The sequence below is a fragment of the Priestia sp. FSL R5-0597 genome (assembly GCF_038006305.1).
Classification (GTDB): domain Bacteria; phylum Bacillota; class Bacilli; order Bacillales; family Bacillaceae_H; genus Priestia; species Priestia zanthoxyli.
The window spans coordinates 2,065,491-2,083,893 of record NZ_JBBOUZ010000001.1 but is presented as its reverse complement, the minus strand read 5'-3'; the positions used below and the strand labels follow the sequence as shown (position 1 = coordinate 2,083,893).

Annotated in this window: 20 protein-coding genes; 6 read left to right on the top strand and 14 right to left on the bottom strand. The window is 38.5% G+C overall.

Annotated elements, in window-relative coordinates; translation table 11 throughout:
• Position 1 precedes the first annotated feature (1 nt).
• The 5 genes from MKX72_RS10610 to MKX72_RS10590 form a co-directional block, all read right to left on the bottom strand.
• The gene (locus MKX72_RS10610) at positions 2 to 676 is read right to left on the bottom strand and encodes a response regulator transcription factor (RefSeq protein WP_013056822.1); all 675 of its coding nucleotides are present in this window, start codon (positions 674 to 676) and stop codon (positions 2 to 4) included.
• A 144-nt stretch (positions 677 to 820) separates the two neighbouring features.
• Positions 821 to 1,708 (bottom strand): UTP--glucose-1-phosphate uridylyltransferase GalU, encoded by an 888-nt coding sequence (galU, locus tag MKX72_RS10605; protein ID WP_033578838.1) that lies wholly within the window; start codon positions 1,706 to 1,708, stop codon positions 821 to 823.
• The gene (locus MKX72_RS10600) at positions 1,705 to 2,109 is read right to left on the bottom strand and encodes a GtrA family protein (RefSeq protein ID WP_033578837.1); all 405 of its coding nucleotides are present in this window, start codon (positions 2,107 to 2,109) and stop codon (positions 1,705 to 1,707) included. Before MKX72_RS10600 ends, galU begins: the two co-directional genes overlap by 4 nt.
• Positions 2,102 to 3,067, bottom strand: a complete 966-nt coding sequence (locus MKX72_RS10595) for a glycosyltransferase family 2 protein (RefSeq protein WP_033578836.1) — start codon at positions 3,065 to 3,067, stop codon at positions 2,102 to 2,104. Before MKX72_RS10595 ends, MKX72_RS10600 begins: the two co-directional genes overlap by 8 nt.
• A 13-nt stretch (positions 3,068 to 3,080) precedes the next feature.
• Positions 3,081 to 5,363, bottom strand: a complete 2,283-nt coding sequence (locus MKX72_RS10590; protein ID WP_155008156.1) for an ArnT family glycosyltransferase — start codon at positions 5,361 to 5,363, stop codon at positions 3,081 to 3,083.
• 241 nt (positions 5,364 to 5,604) lie between these two features.
• On the opposite strand from MKX72_RS10590, the gene MKX72_RS10585 reads away from it, so the two are divergent.
• Positions 5,605 to 6,177, top strand: coding sequence for a GNAT family N-acetyltransferase (locus MKX72_RS10585; protein ID WP_014460341.1), 573 nt, complete (start codon positions 5,605 to 5,607; stop codon positions 6,175 to 6,177).
• A gap of 336 nt (positions 6,178 to 6,513) precedes the next feature.
• Here the strand turns inward: MKX72_RS10585 and MKX72_RS10580 are convergent, their stop codons facing one another.
• The 3 genes from MKX72_RS10580 to MKX72_RS10570 form a co-directional block, all read right to left on the bottom strand.
• Positions 6,514 to 7,386, bottom strand: coding sequence for an STAS domain-containing protein (locus MKX72_RS10580; protein WP_033578835.1), 873 nt, complete (start codon positions 7,384 to 7,386; stop codon positions 6,514 to 6,516).
• A 393-nt stretch (positions 7,387 to 7,779) separates the two neighbouring features.
• Positions 7,780 to 8,412 (bottom strand): LrgB family protein, encoded by a 633-nt coding sequence (locus MKX72_RS10575; protein WP_260506564.1) that lies wholly within the window; start codon positions 8,410 to 8,412, stop codon positions 7,780 to 7,782.
• A 29-nt stretch (positions 8,413 to 8,441) separates the two neighbouring features.
• Positions 8,442 to 8,846 (bottom strand): CidA/LrgA family holin-like protein, encoded by a 405-nt coding sequence (locus MKX72_RS10570; RefSeq protein ID WP_033578834.1) that lies wholly within the window; start codon positions 8,844 to 8,846, stop codon positions 8,442 to 8,444.
• A gap of 190 nt (positions 8,847 to 9,036) precedes the next feature.
• Between MKX72_RS10570 and MKX72_RS10565 the strand changes: the two genes are divergently transcribed.
• Entirely contained in the window at positions 9,037 to 9,468 is a 432-nt protein-coding gene (locus MKX72_RS10565) for a MarR family winged helix-turn-helix transcriptional regulator (RefSeq protein ID WP_028413554.1), read from the top strand.
• Positions 9,469 to 9,567: 99 nt separating this feature from the next.
• Positions 9,568 to 9,855, top strand: a complete 288-nt coding sequence (locus tag MKX72_RS10560) for a phospholipase (RefSeq protein ID WP_306460855.1) — start codon at positions 9,568 to 9,570, stop codon at positions 9,853 to 9,855.
• A gap of 36 nt (positions 9,856 to 9,891) precedes the next feature.
• Here MKX72_RS10560 and MKX72_RS10555 read toward each other — a convergent pair whose 3' ends face one another.
• Complete coding sequence (locus tag MKX72_RS10555) at positions 9,892 to 10,371, bottom strand: GNAT family N-acetyltransferase (RefSeq protein ID WP_186808527.1); 480 nt, start codon at positions 10,369 to 10,371, stop codon at positions 9,892 to 9,894.
• 218 nt (positions 10,372 to 10,589) lie between these two features.
• Complete coding sequence (locus tag MKX72_RS10550; protein ID WP_048021499.1) at positions 10,590 to 12,014, bottom strand: phospholipase D-like domain-containing protein; 1,425 nt, start codon at positions 12,012 to 12,014, stop codon at positions 10,590 to 10,592.
• A gap of 172 nt (positions 12,015 to 12,186) precedes the next feature.
• Between MKX72_RS10550 and MKX72_RS10545 the strand changes: the two genes are divergently transcribed.
• The gene (locus MKX72_RS10545) at positions 12,187 to 12,453 is read left to right on the top strand and encodes a hypothetical protein (RefSeq protein WP_028413557.1); all 267 of its coding nucleotides are present in this window, start codon (positions 12,187 to 12,189) and stop codon (positions 12,451 to 12,453) included.
• Positions 12,454 to 12,455: 2 nt separating this feature from the next.
• On the opposite strand, the gene MKX72_RS10540 is transcribed toward MKX72_RS10545, so the two are convergent.
• The 3 genes from MKX72_RS10540 to MKX72_RS10530 form a co-directional block, all read right to left on the bottom strand.
• Positions 12,456 to 13,055 (bottom strand): DUF3298 and DUF4163 domain-containing protein, encoded by a 600-nt coding sequence (locus tag MKX72_RS10540; protein WP_155008158.1) that lies wholly within the window; start codon positions 13,053 to 13,055, stop codon positions 12,456 to 12,458.
• 110 nt (positions 13,056 to 13,165) lie between these two features.
• Entirely contained in the window at positions 13,166 to 14,020 is an 855-nt protein-coding gene (gene folD, locus MKX72_RS10535; protein WP_028408722.1) for a bifunctional methylenetetrahydrofolate dehydrogenase/methenyltetrahydrofolate cyclohydrolase FolD, read from the bottom strand.
• Positions 14,021 to 14,268: 248 nt separating this feature from the next.
• On the bottom strand, positions 14,269 to 15,669 hold the full coding sequence (locus MKX72_RS10530; protein ID WP_155008159.1) for a tannase/feruloyl esterase family alpha/beta hydrolase: 1,401 nt from the start codon (positions 15,667 to 15,669) through the stop codon (positions 14,269 to 14,271).
• A gap of 202 nt (positions 15,670 to 15,871) precedes the next feature.
• Between MKX72_RS10530 and MKX72_RS10525 the strand changes: the two genes are divergently transcribed.
• Entirely contained in the window at positions 15,872 to 16,342 is a 471-nt protein-coding gene (locus tag MKX72_RS10525; protein WP_028413560.1) for a staygreen family protein, read from the top strand.
• Positions 16,343 to 16,394: 52 nt separating this feature from the next.
• Positions 16,395 to 16,874, top strand: coding sequence for a hypothetical protein (locus tag MKX72_RS10520; protein ID WP_047751087.1), 480 nt, complete (start codon positions 16,395 to 16,397; stop codon positions 16,872 to 16,874).
• A 33-nt stretch (positions 16,875 to 16,907) separates the two neighbouring features.
• Here the strand turns inward: MKX72_RS10520 and gltD are convergent, their stop codons facing one another.
• Positions 16,908 to 18,389, bottom strand: a complete 1,482-nt coding sequence (gene gltD, locus MKX72_RS10515; protein ID WP_013082931.1) for a glutamate synthase small subunit — start codon at positions 18,387 to 18,389, stop codon at positions 16,908 to 16,910.
• Positions 18,390 to 18,403: the final 14 nt, after the last annotated feature.

The window sequence follows — 18,403 nt, the reverse complement described above, 5'->3', positions numbered from 1 at the left end:
GTTAACACCCTTCTGCTCTATAGCCTAGTCCGCGAATTGTTTTGATTTCCATACCGACGTTTTTCATATGATTAAGCCTCTCTCGCAGACGTTTTATGTGAACGTCTACCGTGCGCTCATCACCTTCATAATCATATCCCCAAATTAATTGAATAAGCTGATCACGAGTAAAAATCTTTCCTGGAGAACTAACTAATGTGAACAGTAATTCAAACTCTTTTAACGGCAGCTGTTCGCTTGTTTCTCCTGCACTCATCTCTAATTTGGTACGGTCCAATTTTATATTCCCCATATAAATTACATTGTTAGCTTCTACTCGGTACCTGCGTAAAAGGGCCTTTACACGAGCAACCATTTCCTGAGGATCAAAAGGCTTCACGACATAGTCGTCTGTTCCGATATCAAATCCTTTTAGTTTATCATGCGATTCGCCTCTAGCTGTTACCATCAAAACCGGTATATCAAAATACTCCTTAATTTCCTTTGTTAGTTCCCATCCGTCTTTAAATGGCATCATGATATCAACGACCGCTAGATCAATTCGAAACTCTTCCATTTTCGCCCACGCTTCTTCACCATCTGCTGCTTTTATAATTTTAAATCCTTGATTTTCTAAATATAATGATATCAGCTCTCGAATGTGTTGATCATCATCTGCAACTAATATTTGAATCATACATGTCTCTCCCTATTCCTAAGTTTGTCCAGCTTTCACGCACAGTAAGCTCTCTGTTTATACAAAACAGAGAGCCACATAAGATCATACAATGATTTTATACTTCAAATATGAACTGAATATGAACAAACTGATTAACTCTTATTAGCTGAAGTTGTTTGCTCGTTCTTTTTCTACAATCCCTTCCAAATACGATAAAAACGTTTGACGTAAATCTTTACGCTTTAACCCCACTTCTACCATTGCTTTCATATAGCCTACCTTATCTCCAATGTCAAAGCGCTGCCCTTCAAGTTCAAGAGCAAACAATCGCTCTTTTTCACATACCACGCGCAGTGCATCTGTTAATTGTAATTCATTTCCTACCCCTCTTTCAATCGTTTTTAGATAAGAAAAAATAGAAGGGTTTAAAATGTAGCGGCCCATAACGGCAATCGTTGACGGAGCTTGTTCTATTGATGGTTTTTCAATCAAGTCATTCACTTCATGAAGGCTGCCAGATTTATTTCTCGGCTGAATAATGCCGTATTTTGATACTTCTTCCACATCCACTTTTTGAACTCCAATAACTGATTGATTAGTCGTTTCATACGCTTGAATCATCTGTTTGAGCGCAGGTTCTTCAGAAGTCATAATATCGTCTCCAAGAAGAACGGCAAACGGCTCATCTCCAATAAATTGCTCAGCACAAAGAATAGCATGACCAAGTCCTAACGGCTCTTTTTGACGAATATAGTGAATACTGGCCATTGATGAAATCGTTTGTACTTCTTTTAACATTTCGAACTTGTGCTTTTCTTCAAGCATTTGCTCTAGTTCAATTGATTTGTCAAAATGGTCTTCAATTGATTTTTTATTTCGACCTGTAATAAAAATAATACTTTCAATACCTGATTTCACAGCTTCTTCTACAATGTATTGTACAGCAGGCTTATCGACAATTGGCAGCATTTCTTTGGGCTGCGCTTTTGTCGCTGGCAAAAATCGAGTTCCTAAACCGCCTACTGGAATAACTGCTTTTTTTATCGTCATATATGAATCCCTCTTTCTTTTTTAGTAGTAAATACAAATAATTTGGTGCCAATAAAATTGATACCGACACTTACGGTTGTAATTAAAAGTTTACTGATTAGCAGTGGTATACCCCATTTATTATATAGAACAGTCAACAGAAAAGATGTTAGGGATAAAGTGATTAAATTCACAATCACGAATGAAATCACTTCACGCTTACTGCTTTTTTCTTTTTTCTCAAACGTCCATTTACGATTCATGACATAACTGTTTAAAATGCCCGCACTGTATGAAATCCACTGCGCTAGTATGTAGTTCACACCGATTGTTGTTAAAAGTGCGTATACTGCAAAATCAATCAGTGTATTTACAACTCCTACTAACGCAAATTTAATCAAGGGTATCCATTTGTTAGTCACGAAGTGATACTTCCTTGCGTGTTTCAAGCTGATACTTTTCACGGACGATATAGAGTGGACGATTTTTTGTTTCATCGTAGATGCGGCCAATATATTCTCCGATCATACCAAGAATGATTAAAATGATGCCGCTAAAGAATAGCTGAATGACAATTAATGACGACCACCCTGTGATGGTGCTGTCTGTAAATAACTTCAAATACAGCACCACTAAAAGATAAATAAAACCAACACCTGATAGCGTTACACCAGCATAGCTAGCTAGCTTCAGCGGTTTATAGGAGAAAGACGTAATGCCATCCATTGAAAGCTTCAGCATCTTTTTCAAAGGATATTTTGACTCCCCGGCCAAACGCTCGTCTCGCTCATATTCTACTGCTATTTGCTTAAAGCCAACCCAGCTTACTAATCCGCGAACAAAGCGATTTTTTTCTTGAATGCTATTCATTTGATTGCACACTTTACGATCTAGCAAACGAAAATCCCCTGTATCGAGCGGAATATCAATATCGGTCATCGCACGTAAGAAACGATAAAACATAGCCGCTGTTTGCTTTTTAAAATATGTTTCTCCTTTTCGCTTTGTACGCTTAGCGTATACAACGTCAAATCCTTGCTTCCATTTTTCAATCATCTCTAAAATTAATTCGGGCGGGTCTTGCAAATCAGCATCAATCACAACGACCGCCTCTCCTCGTGCATAATCCATACCAGCTGTAATAGCAATTTGATGACCAAAGTTACGGGCAAAATCTAATAAAACAACCGCTGGGTCTTGCTCACTGTACTCTTTAATAATTTCTGCCGTTCGGTCTCTACTGCCGTCGTTCACGAAAAGAAGCTCGTAAGCTTCTTTCGTTGAACGCATCACTTCTGTTAGACGGCGATAGGTTTCATGAATCACTTCTTCTTCGTTGTAGACAGGAACAACAATAGAATATTTAATAATTGAACTCATGTTCATGTCCTCCTTATTTAAACGTTATTTCGTATAATGTTCCGTTTCCGGATGGTCCTTGCTGAGAACTTGATGAAGTAGACTGCCATTTGGAAGAAGGGATCTCCTTACTATTTTCTTTAATCCACGTGATAACGTCAGATTGGCCTCCCTTACCCATTCCAGACAGGTAGAAATATTTCACTTCACCTTTTTTAATCATAGATTTTAATTTACTCACCGTTAGAATTGGATCTGAACCGCTAAATCCTCCCATTGCCATGACTGGCTTGCCCGTTTTGATAATGTAAGGCGCAGCTGAAGTTGAATCCGTTGTGGCAAATAAATATTTTTCGCCTGTATTATTTTTTGTTAAATAGTTTAGTAGCTTTGTGTTTACTTCTGCGTTCATCCCTCCACTTTTTCGTTTTGAAGATGATAATTTGCTTGAAGAGCTACTTGGCATTTGCATTTGACCATTATTTTTGGACGAGCCTCCTGGCATTTGAACGCTGTTTGACGATCCGCTTGGCGGCTGCATTTGACCATTATTGGACGAACCGCCCGGCATTTGCATTTGACCGCCGTTCGATGAACCGCTTGGCGGCTGCATTTGATTGTTTGAAGATGAATTGTTGCCAGAGCTTCCTGGAGGCTGCATGCCGTTAAAGCCAGACTGTTTGCTATTTGTAGCTGTGCTTGGAGGTCCTCCCATACCGCTTGAAGAATCAGGACCTGCTGCTGGAAGCATGCTATTTCCACCATAAATAATTGGTGTCATCGCCCAGTACGCCGGCATTGCAAGCAAGACAACCATTGCTGCTACTCCTAAATAATTCGTTACAGAATTTTTACGCTCTTTACGAATAGCTAAAACAAGAGCTAAAATGACGCCCAGTGCCCCTACACCTGCAATTGGCGCTACGCCGATTGAGCTGACATAAGGAGACATGATATATACTTGAAGCGCTGCTGTTGTTAAAATACCACTCGGCAGCAGCCATGATTTCCAGCCATTATGCTGTTTGTACATACTCCATAAAGCTACTGCTCCCGCTCCTGCAAATGCTGCGATTGGAGGTGCCAGCATAATTAAATAATACTGATGGAAAAATCCTGCGATACTAAAGAAAACAGCTACCGGCAGCAGCCAAGCTAACCAAAATAAACTTTCTTTTTGTTTTGCCGTGTAAGGCCCTTTAAATTTCACTCCAGCAAATAGACCCACGATTGAAAAGATTACAAATGGTAATAACCAGCTGATTTGATCTGATAACCCTTTTTGGAACAGTCGGAATGGACCAGGGTTCCCCGTGTTGAACATTCCGTTTTGATTTCCTCCATCTGGAGCCTGCATCTTTTGAGAAGAGCTGCTCTTGCTTTGATTTGAGCTTTGTGAAGACTCAGCATTTGAATTACTCGTTTGTTTTGTTTCACTGCTTGCTGTTTGCTGCTGAGCTTGAGCAGGCTGTTTATGACTGCTTCCCGTCACGCTTGTATTTCCAGTTAAACGATTGATACCGTTATATCCAAAAGCAAGCTCTAGAACTGAATTTGTTTGACTGCTTCCCATATAAGGACGCTTATCAGCCGAAGTTGAATCTACTACGACTGCCCATGAGACAGAAACAGCAAGCATCAGTGCAGTTGCTGTTGTTAAAAAAGCAATTTTCTTTTTCCACGTAATTTTGGTTGCCACTACATAGAAAACATAGAATGCTGGTAAAACCATGTATGCTTGAAGCATTTTCATGTTAAATGCAACACCAATCATCGCAAAAGCCGCTAACACCCAGCCAAATTTAGCTGTACGCACAGCACGAAACAACATCCACGTTGCTACTAATAATGTAAACACAAGCATACTATCAATATTATTTGTTCGGCTTACCGCGGGCACAATTGGCGTCAGAGCCATCGCAAGAGCAGCAAACCTCCCAGCCCATACGCCAAACGTACGTTTCACGAGTACGTATAGTAAAAGAACTGAACCGATGCCTGCTAATGCTTGCGGTAAAATGACGCTCCACCCGTGAAATCCAAATATTTTGGCGCTAATTGTCTGAATCCAAAACACAACCGGCGGCTTATCAATGGTTACATAGCCTCCTGGATCAAAAGATGCGTAAAAGAAATTATGAAAACTTTGAAGCATACTTTTGACAGCTGCCGTGTAATAAGCGTTGGCGTATTCATCTGTCCAAATTTTAAATAAGTTCAAAAACGCTGCAATTAAAACAATTGGAACTAAAAATAAGTCTATTCTTTTTTTGTTTGAAGTCCGTTCTTCTTTCACTTCACTGTTCATGTGTTTCATTTCACTCCTTCGTAATTTCTGACTTTAGTCTAACAAGCTTATGTGAACTGATTATGAACAGTGAAAATAATGTTTTTATTTTTTAAAAAGCTATTTGACCTCTTACGCTCAGCAATGAAATATTTTACAATTAAAGAATCAAGTACATGAAATGAAAAGGATCTTTCTTGGATGCTGCAGCTTCTATGAAACATTCTTATCAACACTTCATCCACTTCTTGCTGAGAAAGGAGACAACTTTATGATTCAAGTAAAAGATATATACGGAAATTTACCCACACTAGAAACAGAAAGACTCCGCTTGCGGAAAGTTACCAAAAAAGATGTGCGTGACATGTTTGAATATGCCTCAAATGAAAAGGTAAGCAGATATGTAAATTGGGAAAAGCACCGAAAGCTTCAAGATACAAAAGAGTTTGTTTCCTTCGTTTTAAAGCAGTACAGCAACCAATCCATTTCTCCTTGGGCTATGGAAATCAAAGCCCTGAAAAAATGTATTGGCACCATTGACTTTGTCACTTGGAACCCTACTCATCGCATTGCGGAAATTGGCTATGCGATTTCTGAAGCATATTGGAATAAGGGATTTGTTACGGAAGCAGCTGAAAAAGTAATTGCGTTTGGATTTGAAGAAATGGATTTAGTGCGCATTCAGGCGAGGTGCTTTGTTGAAAATGCCGCTTCTGAGAAAGTGATGAAAAAAATCGGTATGTCTTATGAAGGAACAATTCGAAAAGCCATGTTTATTAAAGGAGCTCATCAAGACTTAAAGTTATATTCAATCTTGCGAGAAGAATACACGCGCAACGCGTAGAAAATGTATAGAATACTTTCCATAACACAGGCTAACTTCAACACTAACTCTTCCTTTTGAGGTGAACAATGTTGGAGCAAGCAATTCAGCATTTAGACTTATCTGCACACGGTTTGTGGTTTCCGATTACCGTTAGTTTATGCTTATTTATTCTTGCCCTTGTTTTATTTAAACGGCTGGTTTTTTATCTATTCAATAGCGGTATACTTCCTCGTTTATGCTTTTGTGCTGCCATGGCATATCGCATTTATTAAGTAAAAAAGCGGATGTTGATTAACATCCGCTTTTTTACTATGCACTTACTTTCTATATGCTGAAATCCATATTTATGGCCGGTCATTTTATGCGCCGCGATGACACATGCGTGCGGCTATGCTCTTCAGGACGTGTAAACCCAATTTTTAAAAGCGCCGCTTCTAAATTTGCTTCTGTTTTAATTTGATTAAAATCAATTCCTAGTTTCACTACCGTTTGGGCAATTTCCGGTCGTATCCCCGTTATAATAGCTTCCACTCCCACCAATTTAAGCGATCGATGAATTTTAAAAAGATTGTCTGCTACCATTGTATCAATAATCACGACACCTGAAATATCTAAAATAAGATAAGATAATTGAAGGCTTGTCCCTTTTTTCAAGCAGGTTTCCATAATAACTTGCGAGCGGTGGGTATCAATTTCTCCAATAATCGGCATAATAGCAATCCCTTTTGTGACAGGTACGAGTGGAACTGAAAGTTCTTCTAGTGACGTATAAGCTAAATTCATCATATATCGATTATGCTCGTCATAAATTTGACCAAAAACACATGTTACCGTATCTAAAAGTGGATCAATTCGTTCACTGACATGCAGCATGGTAATTGCAGCAAACTGATGCTCCTCTAGTTCTCTTGTAAATACATCCCAAATAACGCTGCGATAGATTGGAAGGATACCTAGTGCTTTTTCTAAAGGAATATTTTTTTCCACTGCATATTTACCCGTATCAAGTGCCCATTCTTTAACAAGTTTAAGTACAGCCTCCTGTTCTTCAAATAGAGCTCTCCCAAAGTATTCCATAATTGACACTCGCCACTTCAGAATTTTCTTTTCTTTCAATTCCTCTAGACTTAGCGTATGTGTAGCATCTAAACGTTCGGCTAATTTTTCTGACAAGCTATATTTATGTTCAAGAATCTTTTTTCCTATATACACGAGCTCCTCTTTCATAAAATACGTTCAGCTCCTCTTTTCTGCTATTTTTACTGCGTATATAACCTTGACTAAGCCTACTTATCCATCCGAAAATTGACTAGCCTTCCTAAAAATAACAAAAAAGCGGTTATTTTATGAATTTTCTTTCTTTTTATTATAGTACCAGAGTAAGAGCCGCACAACTTAAAATTTGCTTCGGAAAAAATTTATGCTTTTATATAAAAAGCGAGATGGGGGCATAACGAAATCAACAGTTAGAAGCCAGTACATACATTAAATCTACGTTTACGATGAGCATAAAAAAACACGAACTATCCATCACCTTTCAATAGATCGTTCGTGTTCAACTTTAACTAACATACTTTTGTCTCAGCCTCGTTTTTTATATTCACTTTCTTTTATCTCGCCTTACACTTGGAATAGCCAGACAACAATTGGCCCAAAAACGGATCCTAATACAGCGCTTAACGTCATTGATACTGAACTCATCGATACCGTTAGCTCACCGTATTCAAATGCTTTAGAAGTTCCTAGCGCATGAGAAGCACTGCCTAATGCAATTCCTTTTCCTAAAGAACTCTTGATCCGAATCCATTTTAAAAGTAGCGGTCCAAGGATTACTCCAGAAAAACCTGCAATCATAACAAATACCACGGTCATCGATGGAACGCCCCCTAGTCCTGTGGCGATCTGAATCGCTACCGGAGTAGTAATAGACTTAGGAATAATGGATAAAATCAGGCTTCGATCAACGCCAAATACTTCAGCAAACACAAGTCCGCTGATCATGCCTGCGAATAACCCTACAAATACCCCTCCAATAATAGGAACGCTGTATTTTACTAGCATCTCACGCTGTTTATAGAGTGGATACGCTAATGCAACAACCGCTGGTCCTAGAAGTGAATTAATCCATTTGCCTCCAATCATATACTGATCATAGGAAACATGAAAAGCAAGCAAAAGAAGAATAACGAATATGGTTGTAGTTAAAACAGGAATAAGAATCGGATAGGAGAACCGCACGTATACTTTTGCCATGACTAGATACAAAGCAACTGTAGCTACGATTATAAAGACCGCGATAAAGAATTCTTGCACTGTTGTTTCTCCTTTCGTTTGTTCGCTTTCTTTTCCAAAAGTTGGCTAGCAGTCCCTGCGGCGGCCATCGTAACAATCGTACTAAGCACAATAATTAAAAATAAAACCGCTCCGCTGCTTGAAAGAAGCGAAGGATAATTCATCACACCTGCCATAGCTGGTATGAATAATAGCGGTAAAAAAGATAACAAGAAACTTGCTCCGTCTTCAATTATTTTGATGGGAACAACTTTGCACGTTAAGCAAATGAGCATTAAAATTAAGCCTATAATACTGCCTGGAATAGGTAGATGAAGCATATGGTGAACAGCTTCGCCAATCATAGAAAAAGCATAAAGAATCGCAATTTGTAAAATGATTCGTATCACTTTCATTATAGGTCACTGTCCTATAAATAAAGAACAGCTGCCCTCCTCTCTTTATTTTGTCATGTTGTCTAACATTTAACTATATAAACACCTTTACTTTACCTACTTTTACTTGTACTATACAACTATATATACATTTGTATTATACAAGTATATATTTCTTTGTCAATGAATGATTTTGTAAGGGGCGATTATAATGCAAGAAAAGAATTCAATTGAATTGATTGAATATGAACTTACTACCTTTATTAGACGAGCGGTCTATCTTGATAATTCCGAAAATAAAATAGGAAACCTAGAAAGATCAGCTTATTTATTGCTGCGGCAATTAGATGAATTTGGACCAGCTCGTGTAAAAGAACTGGCAGAAGCATTTAAACTCGACATTTCAACTCTTTCTAGACAGGCTGCTGCTTTAGAAAATAAAAAGCTTATTTCTCGCTCCTCTGATCCTTCGGATGGACGAGTCAGCCTATTTGACATCACAACACGCGGGAAACAAATGCTGCAAACTGATAAGCAAATGCGCCTTGAACGCTATCATAGTATGTTAAAAAAATGGTCAAGTGAAGAAAAGGAGCTATTTGGCAAACTATTAATGCGGATGAATGACGCATTTATCGATTAAATAGAAATTCATGAAAATTAGGCTACTGCTGCAAGGTGTTTGTCCCTTTCTCTTTTCTCTTTTTTGCATTTAATGTAAAGAGACTATTGAAAAGGATGTATGATTATGTCTGTTCCGAATAAACGGAAAGCCACGCCCTGCCTCTTCCCCGGCTATAAATGGTGTGGCCCCGGATGCAGTGGTCCGGGATGTCCTGTAAATGATGTAGACTGCTGCTGTAAATACCATGATTTATGCTATGAAGATTACGGATCATGCCGCTCATGTGATGAGCAATTTCTTGAGTGTCTTTGCTCCAAAGCAAATCCGTACAGTTTAAAAGGAAGACAGGCATACGCTATGTATACCTATATGCGGCTGAAGTTAGCTTTAAAACAATATGACTAAGCAGAAAAGAGGTGAATTAAAAAATTCATCTCTTTTTTATGCCATTTTATCCGTATGAATCCAAAAGCGTTGAACAATAGCCCCGTCCTCTTCTATATAATCCTCGTCTTGTATACCACCGTTTGCCAGAATAGTTCGACGAGAAGCAGTGTTCCAATCATCACACACAACTAATGCCTGTTGGACTCCCAGCTTTTTAATTTCTTGAAGAGATAACCTCAGTAGCAGCTTGGCATATCCTTTTTGTCTTTCACTTGGCCGAATACCATACCCTATATGTCCTCCGCTGTTTCGAAGTATTTCACTTAGCTCATGGCGGATATTAACTACGCCTATTACTCTTTCGTGATGCATTAGCCAGTAGGTGGAATCGGGTACAAATCCTTTTTTTAATCCGATCCCTTTTTCTGCATCTAATAACTCTTGAACCATTTTTTCAAAGTAAGCAGGATCTTTAGCAATGACCCACGGAATCATTTTTTCTCCGCTTGCTTTCCATTCATGATAAAAGCTCATATAAGCCTTTTTATAAGCTGCATCTGGTTTAATTAAAACAGCGGTTTCCACGTACCTTCCTCCTTTTTGTTTATTATGTTTATACTACCGATTTTTCCCAATAAATAAAAGAGGATAATTTACGTGATGTGATCGTTGTATGAGCTTATTTATAAGGTATGTAACAAAAAGCGCTCAATGAATGTTCATTGAGTGCTTTTTGTTCTACTGCCGGTTATTTAAATAAACTCCTTAAAAAACCTCGTTACTTTTGCAAGGGTATACAGTAAGGTACGCTTCATAACAGGCTCTTCTTTCTTTTGGATTTCAGGAGGTTTAACCCAGCGCTTGTGATTGGCAATAAGAATACTTTTATCCATTTTGTTTTCCATCGCCATCGTCAACTCTTTTGCAAATTTTTGACTATCGATAATGACCATTGATTCGTTATTCAAAAATGTAGAACGGGAATCTAAATTAAAAGAGCCTACGGCGCTAAGTCTTTGATCATAAATCACAGACTTTGCATGGATCGAATAAGGCCCTTGGTATTCGTAAAGCTTTACACCTGTCTTCATAATCGTATCACGCATACTAATATATCCGGAAAAAGCCAACACATTGGGCGTAGATGTAACTGAATTTGTGAGTAGCGTCCATTGAACGTCTGGCTTCTTTTTCATGGCTGTATACTTTCTCATCGCATTGGTGGGCACCACATAAGGACTTTGAATAAGAACAGAGCGGTTAGCTTCTTCTGCTAGGTTAATAAACGTTTTCCACATAAAAGGTCGTTTATTAAAGCGTTCAATTGGATTATGAATAAAAGAAACACGCTTTGTAGAAACGGTGGAAGCATTCCAATTAATCTTGGGGGTCGCAAACGTTTCTCCTACTTGCTTAGCTTTATCATATTGCTGCAGCAGCAAAGCTTTCATCCTCTTCCCCTGATCAACCTGGTACTGTGTGAGATGATGAAAAGCTTTTTTAGTGTAGGGATGAGCCCATAATTCATTTATATAATTTTGCATTTGAGTGATGACGCTATCTTGTTTATGTTTACTGTTTGTAATAAAGACATCACGATCATAGACGAAGTCTGGAGGAGGCTTTTTAGCCAAATATTTGTCCCCTATATTCCGTCCCCCTATTATGCCTAGCTGTCCGTCTACAACCATTATTTTGTCATGCATACGATTTTGCCACGCCCAAGGTTTAAACAATTGAAACGGTTCGTAATACTTCACTTCAATATTAGGATGTGAAGCTAATGCATAGAGCACGCCCCTTCGGTTTCCCCGTAAGCCGTTAGCTATCCCATCCAAAAGAACGCGAGTATGGACGCCTCGATCAGCTGCTTTAAAAAGAGCGGCCATAATTAAATCAGTTGACTCTCCTTTTCCTATTGAGTAATAAGCAATATCAATCGATTTCTCAGCTTGTTGAATCATTTGAATACGAACTCTTCCTGCCTCATAACCATCTTCAAGAAGTCTCACTCGGTCCGTAGACTCACTGTGACCAAAAAAGCTAGCCGGTTTAATTGAGGTCGTTTCCTCTCCTATTTTTAAAGGTACATAAAAGAGAACCACCGCCGTTATAACCACATACAGAATATATAAAGATAAAATAATAAGTAATCCTTTGAATGCTATTTTTATCATCGCAACTCCAGCTTTTTGTCTTTTTCTGTTATCGTTCACAAATAATGATCATTACATGCAAGAAACTGCTTCCTTGATTACTTTTCGCTTTGTTCTTTTGACACATTTATTTTTTCTGATTCACTATTTGTATAGTATGCTAGTACATATCATAGAAAAAAGGATGATGGTGATGGAGGAATATTCTTTTCGTTTTCATATTACAGATTCTTACCCTTTGCAAAATGAAAACGATAAAATAGAAGCTGTTGTACGCACCAAAATCAAGCATGCGGAGCGAGGATGCTTGTACGAGGGTTATCTTCGCGTTCATATCACTAAAATCGGGGTGTTTCCTGTAGCAAAAGATATTGCTGAAGCGATTGGCGTTCGTTCGCTTCGTCAGCAGTTAGCGGCCGAATTAAAAAGATACGTACGGCCGCACCGCAATTTTTTATAACTTTATCCAAACATTTGTCCAAGTGGACTTTCATCTGCAATAATATCTTGAATAGCATAGATAGAAATTGGAAAGTAAGGAATTCCATATGCGTAAGGAACCAGGTCATACAGCTGATAAAATAGTACAAGTGATTTATCGGCGATATAAAAATCCTGATCTGGTTTAATTCCTTTATATTCTCCAAGAACCATAATATCGCGCTCTTTTATTTGCGCTCCTACTATTTTAGAAAGAACACTTACGTAATTACTGTCTTTTTTAAACAAATCTTTTAGTTGATACGTTTTTCCAGTCAGCACATTAAACGTTAACGGAACTACCACGGTCAATCCGTGCGCTCCCCCGGAATAAGCAAAATTGACAAGCGTTAAGCTGAGCACATTTCGCTCGTTTGTTTTCAACTCATAATAACCCGTTTCTTCTGTATCCGGATTTTCTCCATATCCCTGCTGACGAATTAATTCATTCGTACGCTGCAAGATCTTACTGTTAATGCTGTGCTGAACAGCTGGATTAGTCAAATGAACAGCTGGATAGTAAACGTTTAACTTTTTCTTCACTATTTGTTGAGAATATACCGTTGCAGGTAACGTAACCATCGCTTCCTCCTCTTTCTATACAGAATGTTACATTCTATTCTTTTAGCTTTCATTCCATTACTGAAGCAAAAAAATCCCGTGCATATACGCACGGGATTTTTAACTTTCTATTATTTTACGTTGTTAATTGTTTTAGCAGCGTCTACCGTATTTTTTAATAGCATTGTGATGGTCATCGGACCAACGCCGCCTGGTACTGGTGTGATATAACCTGCAACTTCTAAAGCCGCTTCGTAATCAACATCACCAACGAGTTTACCATTTTCCATTGTGTTACCTACATCAATTACAATGGCACCCGGCTTAATATCATCTGCTTTGATAAGTCTAGGTTGTCCTACAGCTGACACAAGAATATCAGCTTGTTTTGTTAAAGCAGATAAATCTTTTGTGCGAGAGTGAGCAATTGTTACCGTTGCACTTTCTTGAAGTAACAGCATGGATACTGGTTTACCAACAATATTGCTTCGTCCAATTACTACCGCATGTTTACCTGAAATTTCTTCACCTGAACGTTTAATTAACTCAACGATACCGTGTGGTGTACATGGTAAATAGCACTCATCGCCAATGACCATATTCCCTACGCTTACTGGGTGGAAGCCATCTACATCTTTTTTAGGAGATACAGCATTTAATACTGCTTTTTCATCAATATGTTTTGGTAATGGAAGTTGAATAAGAATACCATGAACAGATGGATTTCCATTCAAGTGATGGATTTCGTTTAAAAGCTCTTCTTCCGTAATCGTTACGTCACGTTTGATAATTTCAGACGCAACACCGATTTCTTCACAAGCCTTTGCTTTTGCTTTTACATATGATTGGGAAGCAGGATTTTCTCCTACTAAAATTACGGTTAAACCAGGAACGATACCTTTTGTTTTTAATTGAGCTACCTCTTCTTTTAATGCGGCGCGCAGTTCTTGCGCTACTTCTTTTCCTTTAATTACTTTCGCTGTCATGATGTTTTTTGCTCCTTTCAACTGTAGCCATTTAATAAATGTACGAATTATAGTTATTAATCTAACACAAAAGTTCGGTTTTGTTCAATGTTTTTATTGTTTTTATTTTAAATAGATAAAAATAAATAACAAATAACGTATATTCTATTCTTATCGCACTATAATATTTTGTATTCATAGAAGCTGTTTTTATTCAAATGTTGCTTTTCTAAATTAAAAACCGCGCCTTCGGCACGGTTTTCGACGATTTATTTTTTTGTTGATATGCTTTTCTTTGTAGTCAACGGCAGCACGTCTTCCTCTGTTTTTAGATCCTTTACATGCATTTCCTTGAGAGGCACACTTATTTTCTTATTTTTCGGAGGTTCTTCAAAATTCTCCACCCAATCACATAGCAGTTCAAATCCTTGATACACATAAGGAAGGAGAGGCTGAAGCTTTCGATCTGGATCAATTTGATGATTCCATACTAAGCTATCAATATGGTTTCCATTTTCAATTACGTAGTGACGATGAAGGTGCTGCTTACCAGAATCTTTTACCAGTTGTTCATAAGGATAAGCATGAATATCCGGAAAAATAAGAGCATCTAACGACCCTGTAATGCTTATCAACGGAACGGAAATATCACCTGTATTTTCAATTTCACGAACTTTTTGCTTAACATCTTGTGGTCTTTCTTGATAATCATACTTTTTAAAAATAGAATCTAACGAACGATCTCTAACTCCGTTTTCAAAAAGCGTCAAGTATTTTTGCCACTGAATGCTTCCAGGTGCTTGACTGTCAAACTCATCTCTATATATATTAAGTGTTAAAAACCAATAATACTGGTCATGATATGGCCATAAAAACTCAGATCCTTTTGGCAACCCTGCTTGATACAACCGGTGCAAAGCTTCTTTTTGCGATTCACCTACCGTATACAGTGCTTCTTCGGCATGATTTACAACAGGTGTTAGGGAAGTGATCAAGTTATCGTGATCAGCTCGCCACATAACCCCTTCCCATTCAACCCCTCCATTAAAAAGCTGAGGCTCTCCATTTTTCCCATCGTTTTCTAAAGCATAGCGAACAACATAACCCCCATTAGAAATACCTAAAGCATACGTTTTTATATCAAAATATTCTGTCACTTCTTTCTGGAGTTTGTGACGATAATTTTCAAACAAAAATCTCTGAGCAATTTTTGTCACTTCTCGGTATTGAATATGCCATTTTCTAATGGAGTCTTCTTCTTTGACTAGAGCGTTTTTTGCTTTAGCAAATGGATCATCTCTCACTTCTTCTCCCTGTGTCCCTTTATCAGAAGCAGCAAACGCAAACCCTTTTGCCAACACATAGTCGCTGAACAGTAAATCCGTTGATTTCTCATCTCTGGTAGCTGGAACTCCCGACATAACTAACTTTCCATTCCAGTCATCAGGAATTCGAATGAGAAATTTACCACCATCAACTTCACCTTCTACTTGAACGCCCGTTATTTCTTCAGGCTGATACATGTAATACCATCCATTTTTTTCTTCTTTTGTTCCCCAATAGATAGGAGCCAGCCCAATGTTCCCATAGGCAGTCGCTGCTTGAAATTGAAGAGGGTTTTTAGTCGTTAACCAGTTTCCATACTTACCGTCAAACGTTGTGATATTCAAGTGATAACCTCCATTCACATTTGCTTTTGAAGACAATCTTCGGGGACTGTACACGCATAATTTTAGTTAAATATTACCATTCATTTCTCAAAAAGTACATCAAAACGCCTTTGTTGCAGAAAGAAAGTAGACATTTATCACATCTGAGCCCATAGCGCCGTATAATATTGAAATTTATTCAAAAAAAGGAGTGTCAATGACTATGAGTTCGTTTAATTCTTCAAAACTCTCTACGACTCTCATTCCCCCTGCTACTTCCTCCTATCCGGTTTCTGGAAGAAAATATACTCTTACTCATTCTGATACAACCGGTCAGCTTTTTTTAAGCATCGGATGCTCATATAACAACAAGGCGATAGATAAAAATATGCGTGATGAAGTACTAGCTGCTCTTCACGTAACAGACCGACAAGCAGTTATTCAAGGCGAAGTTTTTGTTAGCGGAGGTGAGTTCAGCCGCGAGCAAGCACAGCTTCGTTATCACATTTTCCGCCGGGAGCTTCCGCTTGCTTTAGAAGCAATATTTTACGGAGACCAAGCGTTTTTTCAACATTATCCAGACTTGCTAAATACACCGATTTACATTTATTTCGTATCGACTTATCAAGAATTTAGAGGGTGGTCCTATTATCAAACCCCTAAATTTTATTTAAAACAAACATGCAGCAGCTAGCACGCTAGTGCATAAACTAATGGGAAATGAACGAGGAAGGTGTGAATATCTCATGTACAGTCAATGGGTTTACCCCTATATGCCGCGCTACTACCATCCAGTGGTTCCTACTACGAATGAAAATTATTTAGAACCTTATAGATACAATGAAGACTTATTTTCTTATATCCTGCATGAAGAAGAGGAAGTTAGATCTACACGCGATGTAGACAGAGTGATGAAAATTTTAAAACGCCAGTATCAGTCCATCTACAGAGATGCTCAACGAGGCGGGATGGATAGCAAACTAACAGAATACTTATTTCGTTCCATTGTAAGATTTGTTGATGATAACTATAACAATTACAGCGGATCTATTAACGAACGCGTCGAAAAAGCCGCGCGACAGCTGAAAAAACGTGATCCCTGGATATTTGAACTTTTTAACTTATACAGCGTTTCCCCTGTTTCACAAGTTCGAATTACTAACACGATTTTAACCGTTTCATTTGAAAATTTACGTAGAGGAAATGAAGTGCCAAATCCTAGATAAACAAAAAACCGCCACAATTGTGACGGTTTTTTGTTATGGTAATACAGTTGCTCCCATTAGATGGCTATCAACTTGTTTAGCTACTTCACGACCTTCATGAATAGCCCATACGATTAAACTTTGCCCACGACGAGCATCACCAGCAGCAAAAACACCTTCAACATTTGTTTTGTAATTTCCATACGCTGCATCTACGCGACGATTTTTCGTTTCAACACCAAACGCTGATAGAACCGGATGCTCTGGACCTTCAAACCCAATCGCAATAAAGACAAGCTGAGCTGGCCATACTTTTTCTGTTCCTGGAATTTCGGTAAAGATGTACTGTCCATTTTCACCTTTTACTTTTTCCATTTGAACCGTATGAAGTTCTTTTAGATTACCTTGCTCATCTGCCACGATTTTTTTCGTTTGAATTGAATATTCACGTGGATCGTCCCCAAATTTCGCCTGTGCTTCTTCATAAGCATATTCAAGATTAAATACATGTGGATATTCAGGCCACATATTATCTGCCGTACGCTCAGCAGGAAGCTGAGGATGTTTACCAAACTGAACAACGCTGCGGCATTTTTGACGAAGAGCAGTAGCTACACAGTCAGCTCCCGTGTCTCCGCCTCCAATAACAATAACGTCTTTTCCTTCAGCATCAATAAATTGACCATCTTTGAAGTTAGAATCTAAAAGGCTTTTTGTTGAAGTTGTTAAATAGTCCATTGCAAAGTGAACTCCTTTTGCTTCACGACCTTCTAATACTAGATCTCTTTGCTTCTGAGCTCCTGTACACAAAATGACAGCATCATATTGTTCTTTTAACTCTTCAGCAGTAATGTCTTTTCCAACTTCGGTATTCGTTACAAAATCAATACCTTCTTGTGTCAATAAGCGAACACGTCTTTCCACTACTTCTTTATCTAGCTTCATATTTGGAATTCCATATGTTAATAAACCACCGGCACGATCTGCTCTTTCATATACCGTTACTGAATGACCCGCTTGATTCAGCTGATCTGCGCTCGCTAAGCCTGCTGGCCCAGAGCCAATAACAGCAATTTTTTTGCCTGTTCTTTTCTCCGGAATACGCGGAGTAATCCACCCATTCTCAAAGCCTTTATCAATAATAGCGCGTTCGATATTCTTGATCGAAACCGCTGGATCTGAAATAGCAAGCGTACAAGAACCTTCACACGGAGCAGGACAAACGCGCCCTGTAAACTCCGGGAAGTTGTTCGTTTTCATTAAACGCTCTAAAGCTTCTTTCCAGCGTCCTTTATAAACTAAATCATTCCACTCTGGAATTAAGTTATAGATTGGACATCCAGAAGTAAAAGCATTAATATCCATTCCCATGTGGCAAAAAGGTGTGCCACAATCCATACATCGTGCTCCTTGACGGCTTAGCGCTTCATCAGATAAAGGAGCAGCATACTCTTTCCAATCACCTAAACGTTTTAACGGGTCACGTTCCTTCCCTTTTTCACGTTTGATTTCCATAAATCCTGTTGGTTTTCCCATCGTACTCTCCCCTT

Coding starts and splice junctions, on each gene's coding strand:
- MKX72_RS10610 (WP_013056822.1), bottom strand. CDS start 676: ATGATTCAAATATTAGTTGCAGATGATGATCAACACATTCGAGAGCTG.
- galU (WP_033578838.1), bottom strand. CDS start 1,708: ATGACGATAAAAAAAGCAGTTATTCCAGTAGGCGGTTTAGGAACTCGA.
- MKX72_RS10595 (WP_033578836.1), bottom strand. CDS start 3,067: ATGAGTTCAATTATTAAATATTCTATTGTTGTTCCTGTCTACAACGAA.
- MKX72_RS10590 (WP_155008156.1), bottom strand. CDS start 5,363: ATGAAACACATGAACAGTGAAGTGAAAGAAGAACGGACTTCAAACAAA.
- MKX72_RS10585 (WP_014460341.1), top strand. CDS start 5,605: ATGATTCAAGTAAAAGATATATACGGAAATTTACCCACACTAGAAACA.
- MKX72_RS10580 (WP_033578835.1), bottom strand. CDS start 7,386: ATGAAAGAGGAGCTCGTGTATATAGGAAAAAAGATTCTTGAACATAAA.
- MKX72_RS10575 (WP_260506564.1), bottom strand. CDS start 8,412: ATGGCAAAAGTATACGTGCGGTTCTCCTATCCGATTCTTATTCCTGTT.
- MKX72_RS10570 (WP_033578834.1), bottom strand. CDS start 8,846: ATGAAAGTGATACGAATCATTTTACAAATTGCGATTCTTTATGCTTTT.
- MKX72_RS10565 (WP_028413554.1), top strand. CDS start 9,037: ATGCAAGAAAAGAATTCAATTGAATTGATTGAATATGAACTTACTACC.
- MKX72_RS10560 (WP_306460855.1), top strand. CDS start 9,568: ATGATTATGTCTGTTCCGAATAAACGGAAAGCCACGCCCTGCCTCTTC.
- MKX72_RS10555 (WP_186808527.1), bottom strand. CDS start 10,371: ATGAGCTTTTATCATGAATGGAAAGCAAGCGGAGAAAAAATGATTCCG.
- MKX72_RS10550 (WP_048021499.1), bottom strand. CDS start 12,014: ATGATAAAAATAGCATTCAAAGGATTACTTATTATTTTATCTTTATAT.
- MKX72_RS10545 (WP_028413557.1), top strand. CDS start 12,187: ATGGAGGAATATTCTTTTCGTTTTCATATTACAGATTCTTACCCTTTG.
- MKX72_RS10540 (WP_155008158.1), bottom strand. CDS start 13,055: ATGGTTACGTTACCTGCAACGGTATATTCTCAACAAATAGTGAAGAAA.
- folD (WP_028408722.1), bottom strand. CDS start 14,020: ATGACAGCGAAAGTAATTAAAGGAAAAGAAGTAGCGCAAGAACTGCGC.
- MKX72_RS10525 (WP_028413560.1), top strand. CDS start 15,872: ATGAGTTCGTTTAATTCTTCAAAACTCTCTACGACTCTCATTCCCCCT.
- MKX72_RS10520 (WP_047751087.1), top strand. CDS start 16,395: ATGTACAGTCAATGGGTTTACCCCTATATGCCGCGCTACTACCATCCA.
- gltD (WP_013082931.1), bottom strand. CDS start 18,389: ATGGGAAAACCAACAGGATTTATGGAAATCAAACGTGAAAAAGGGAAG.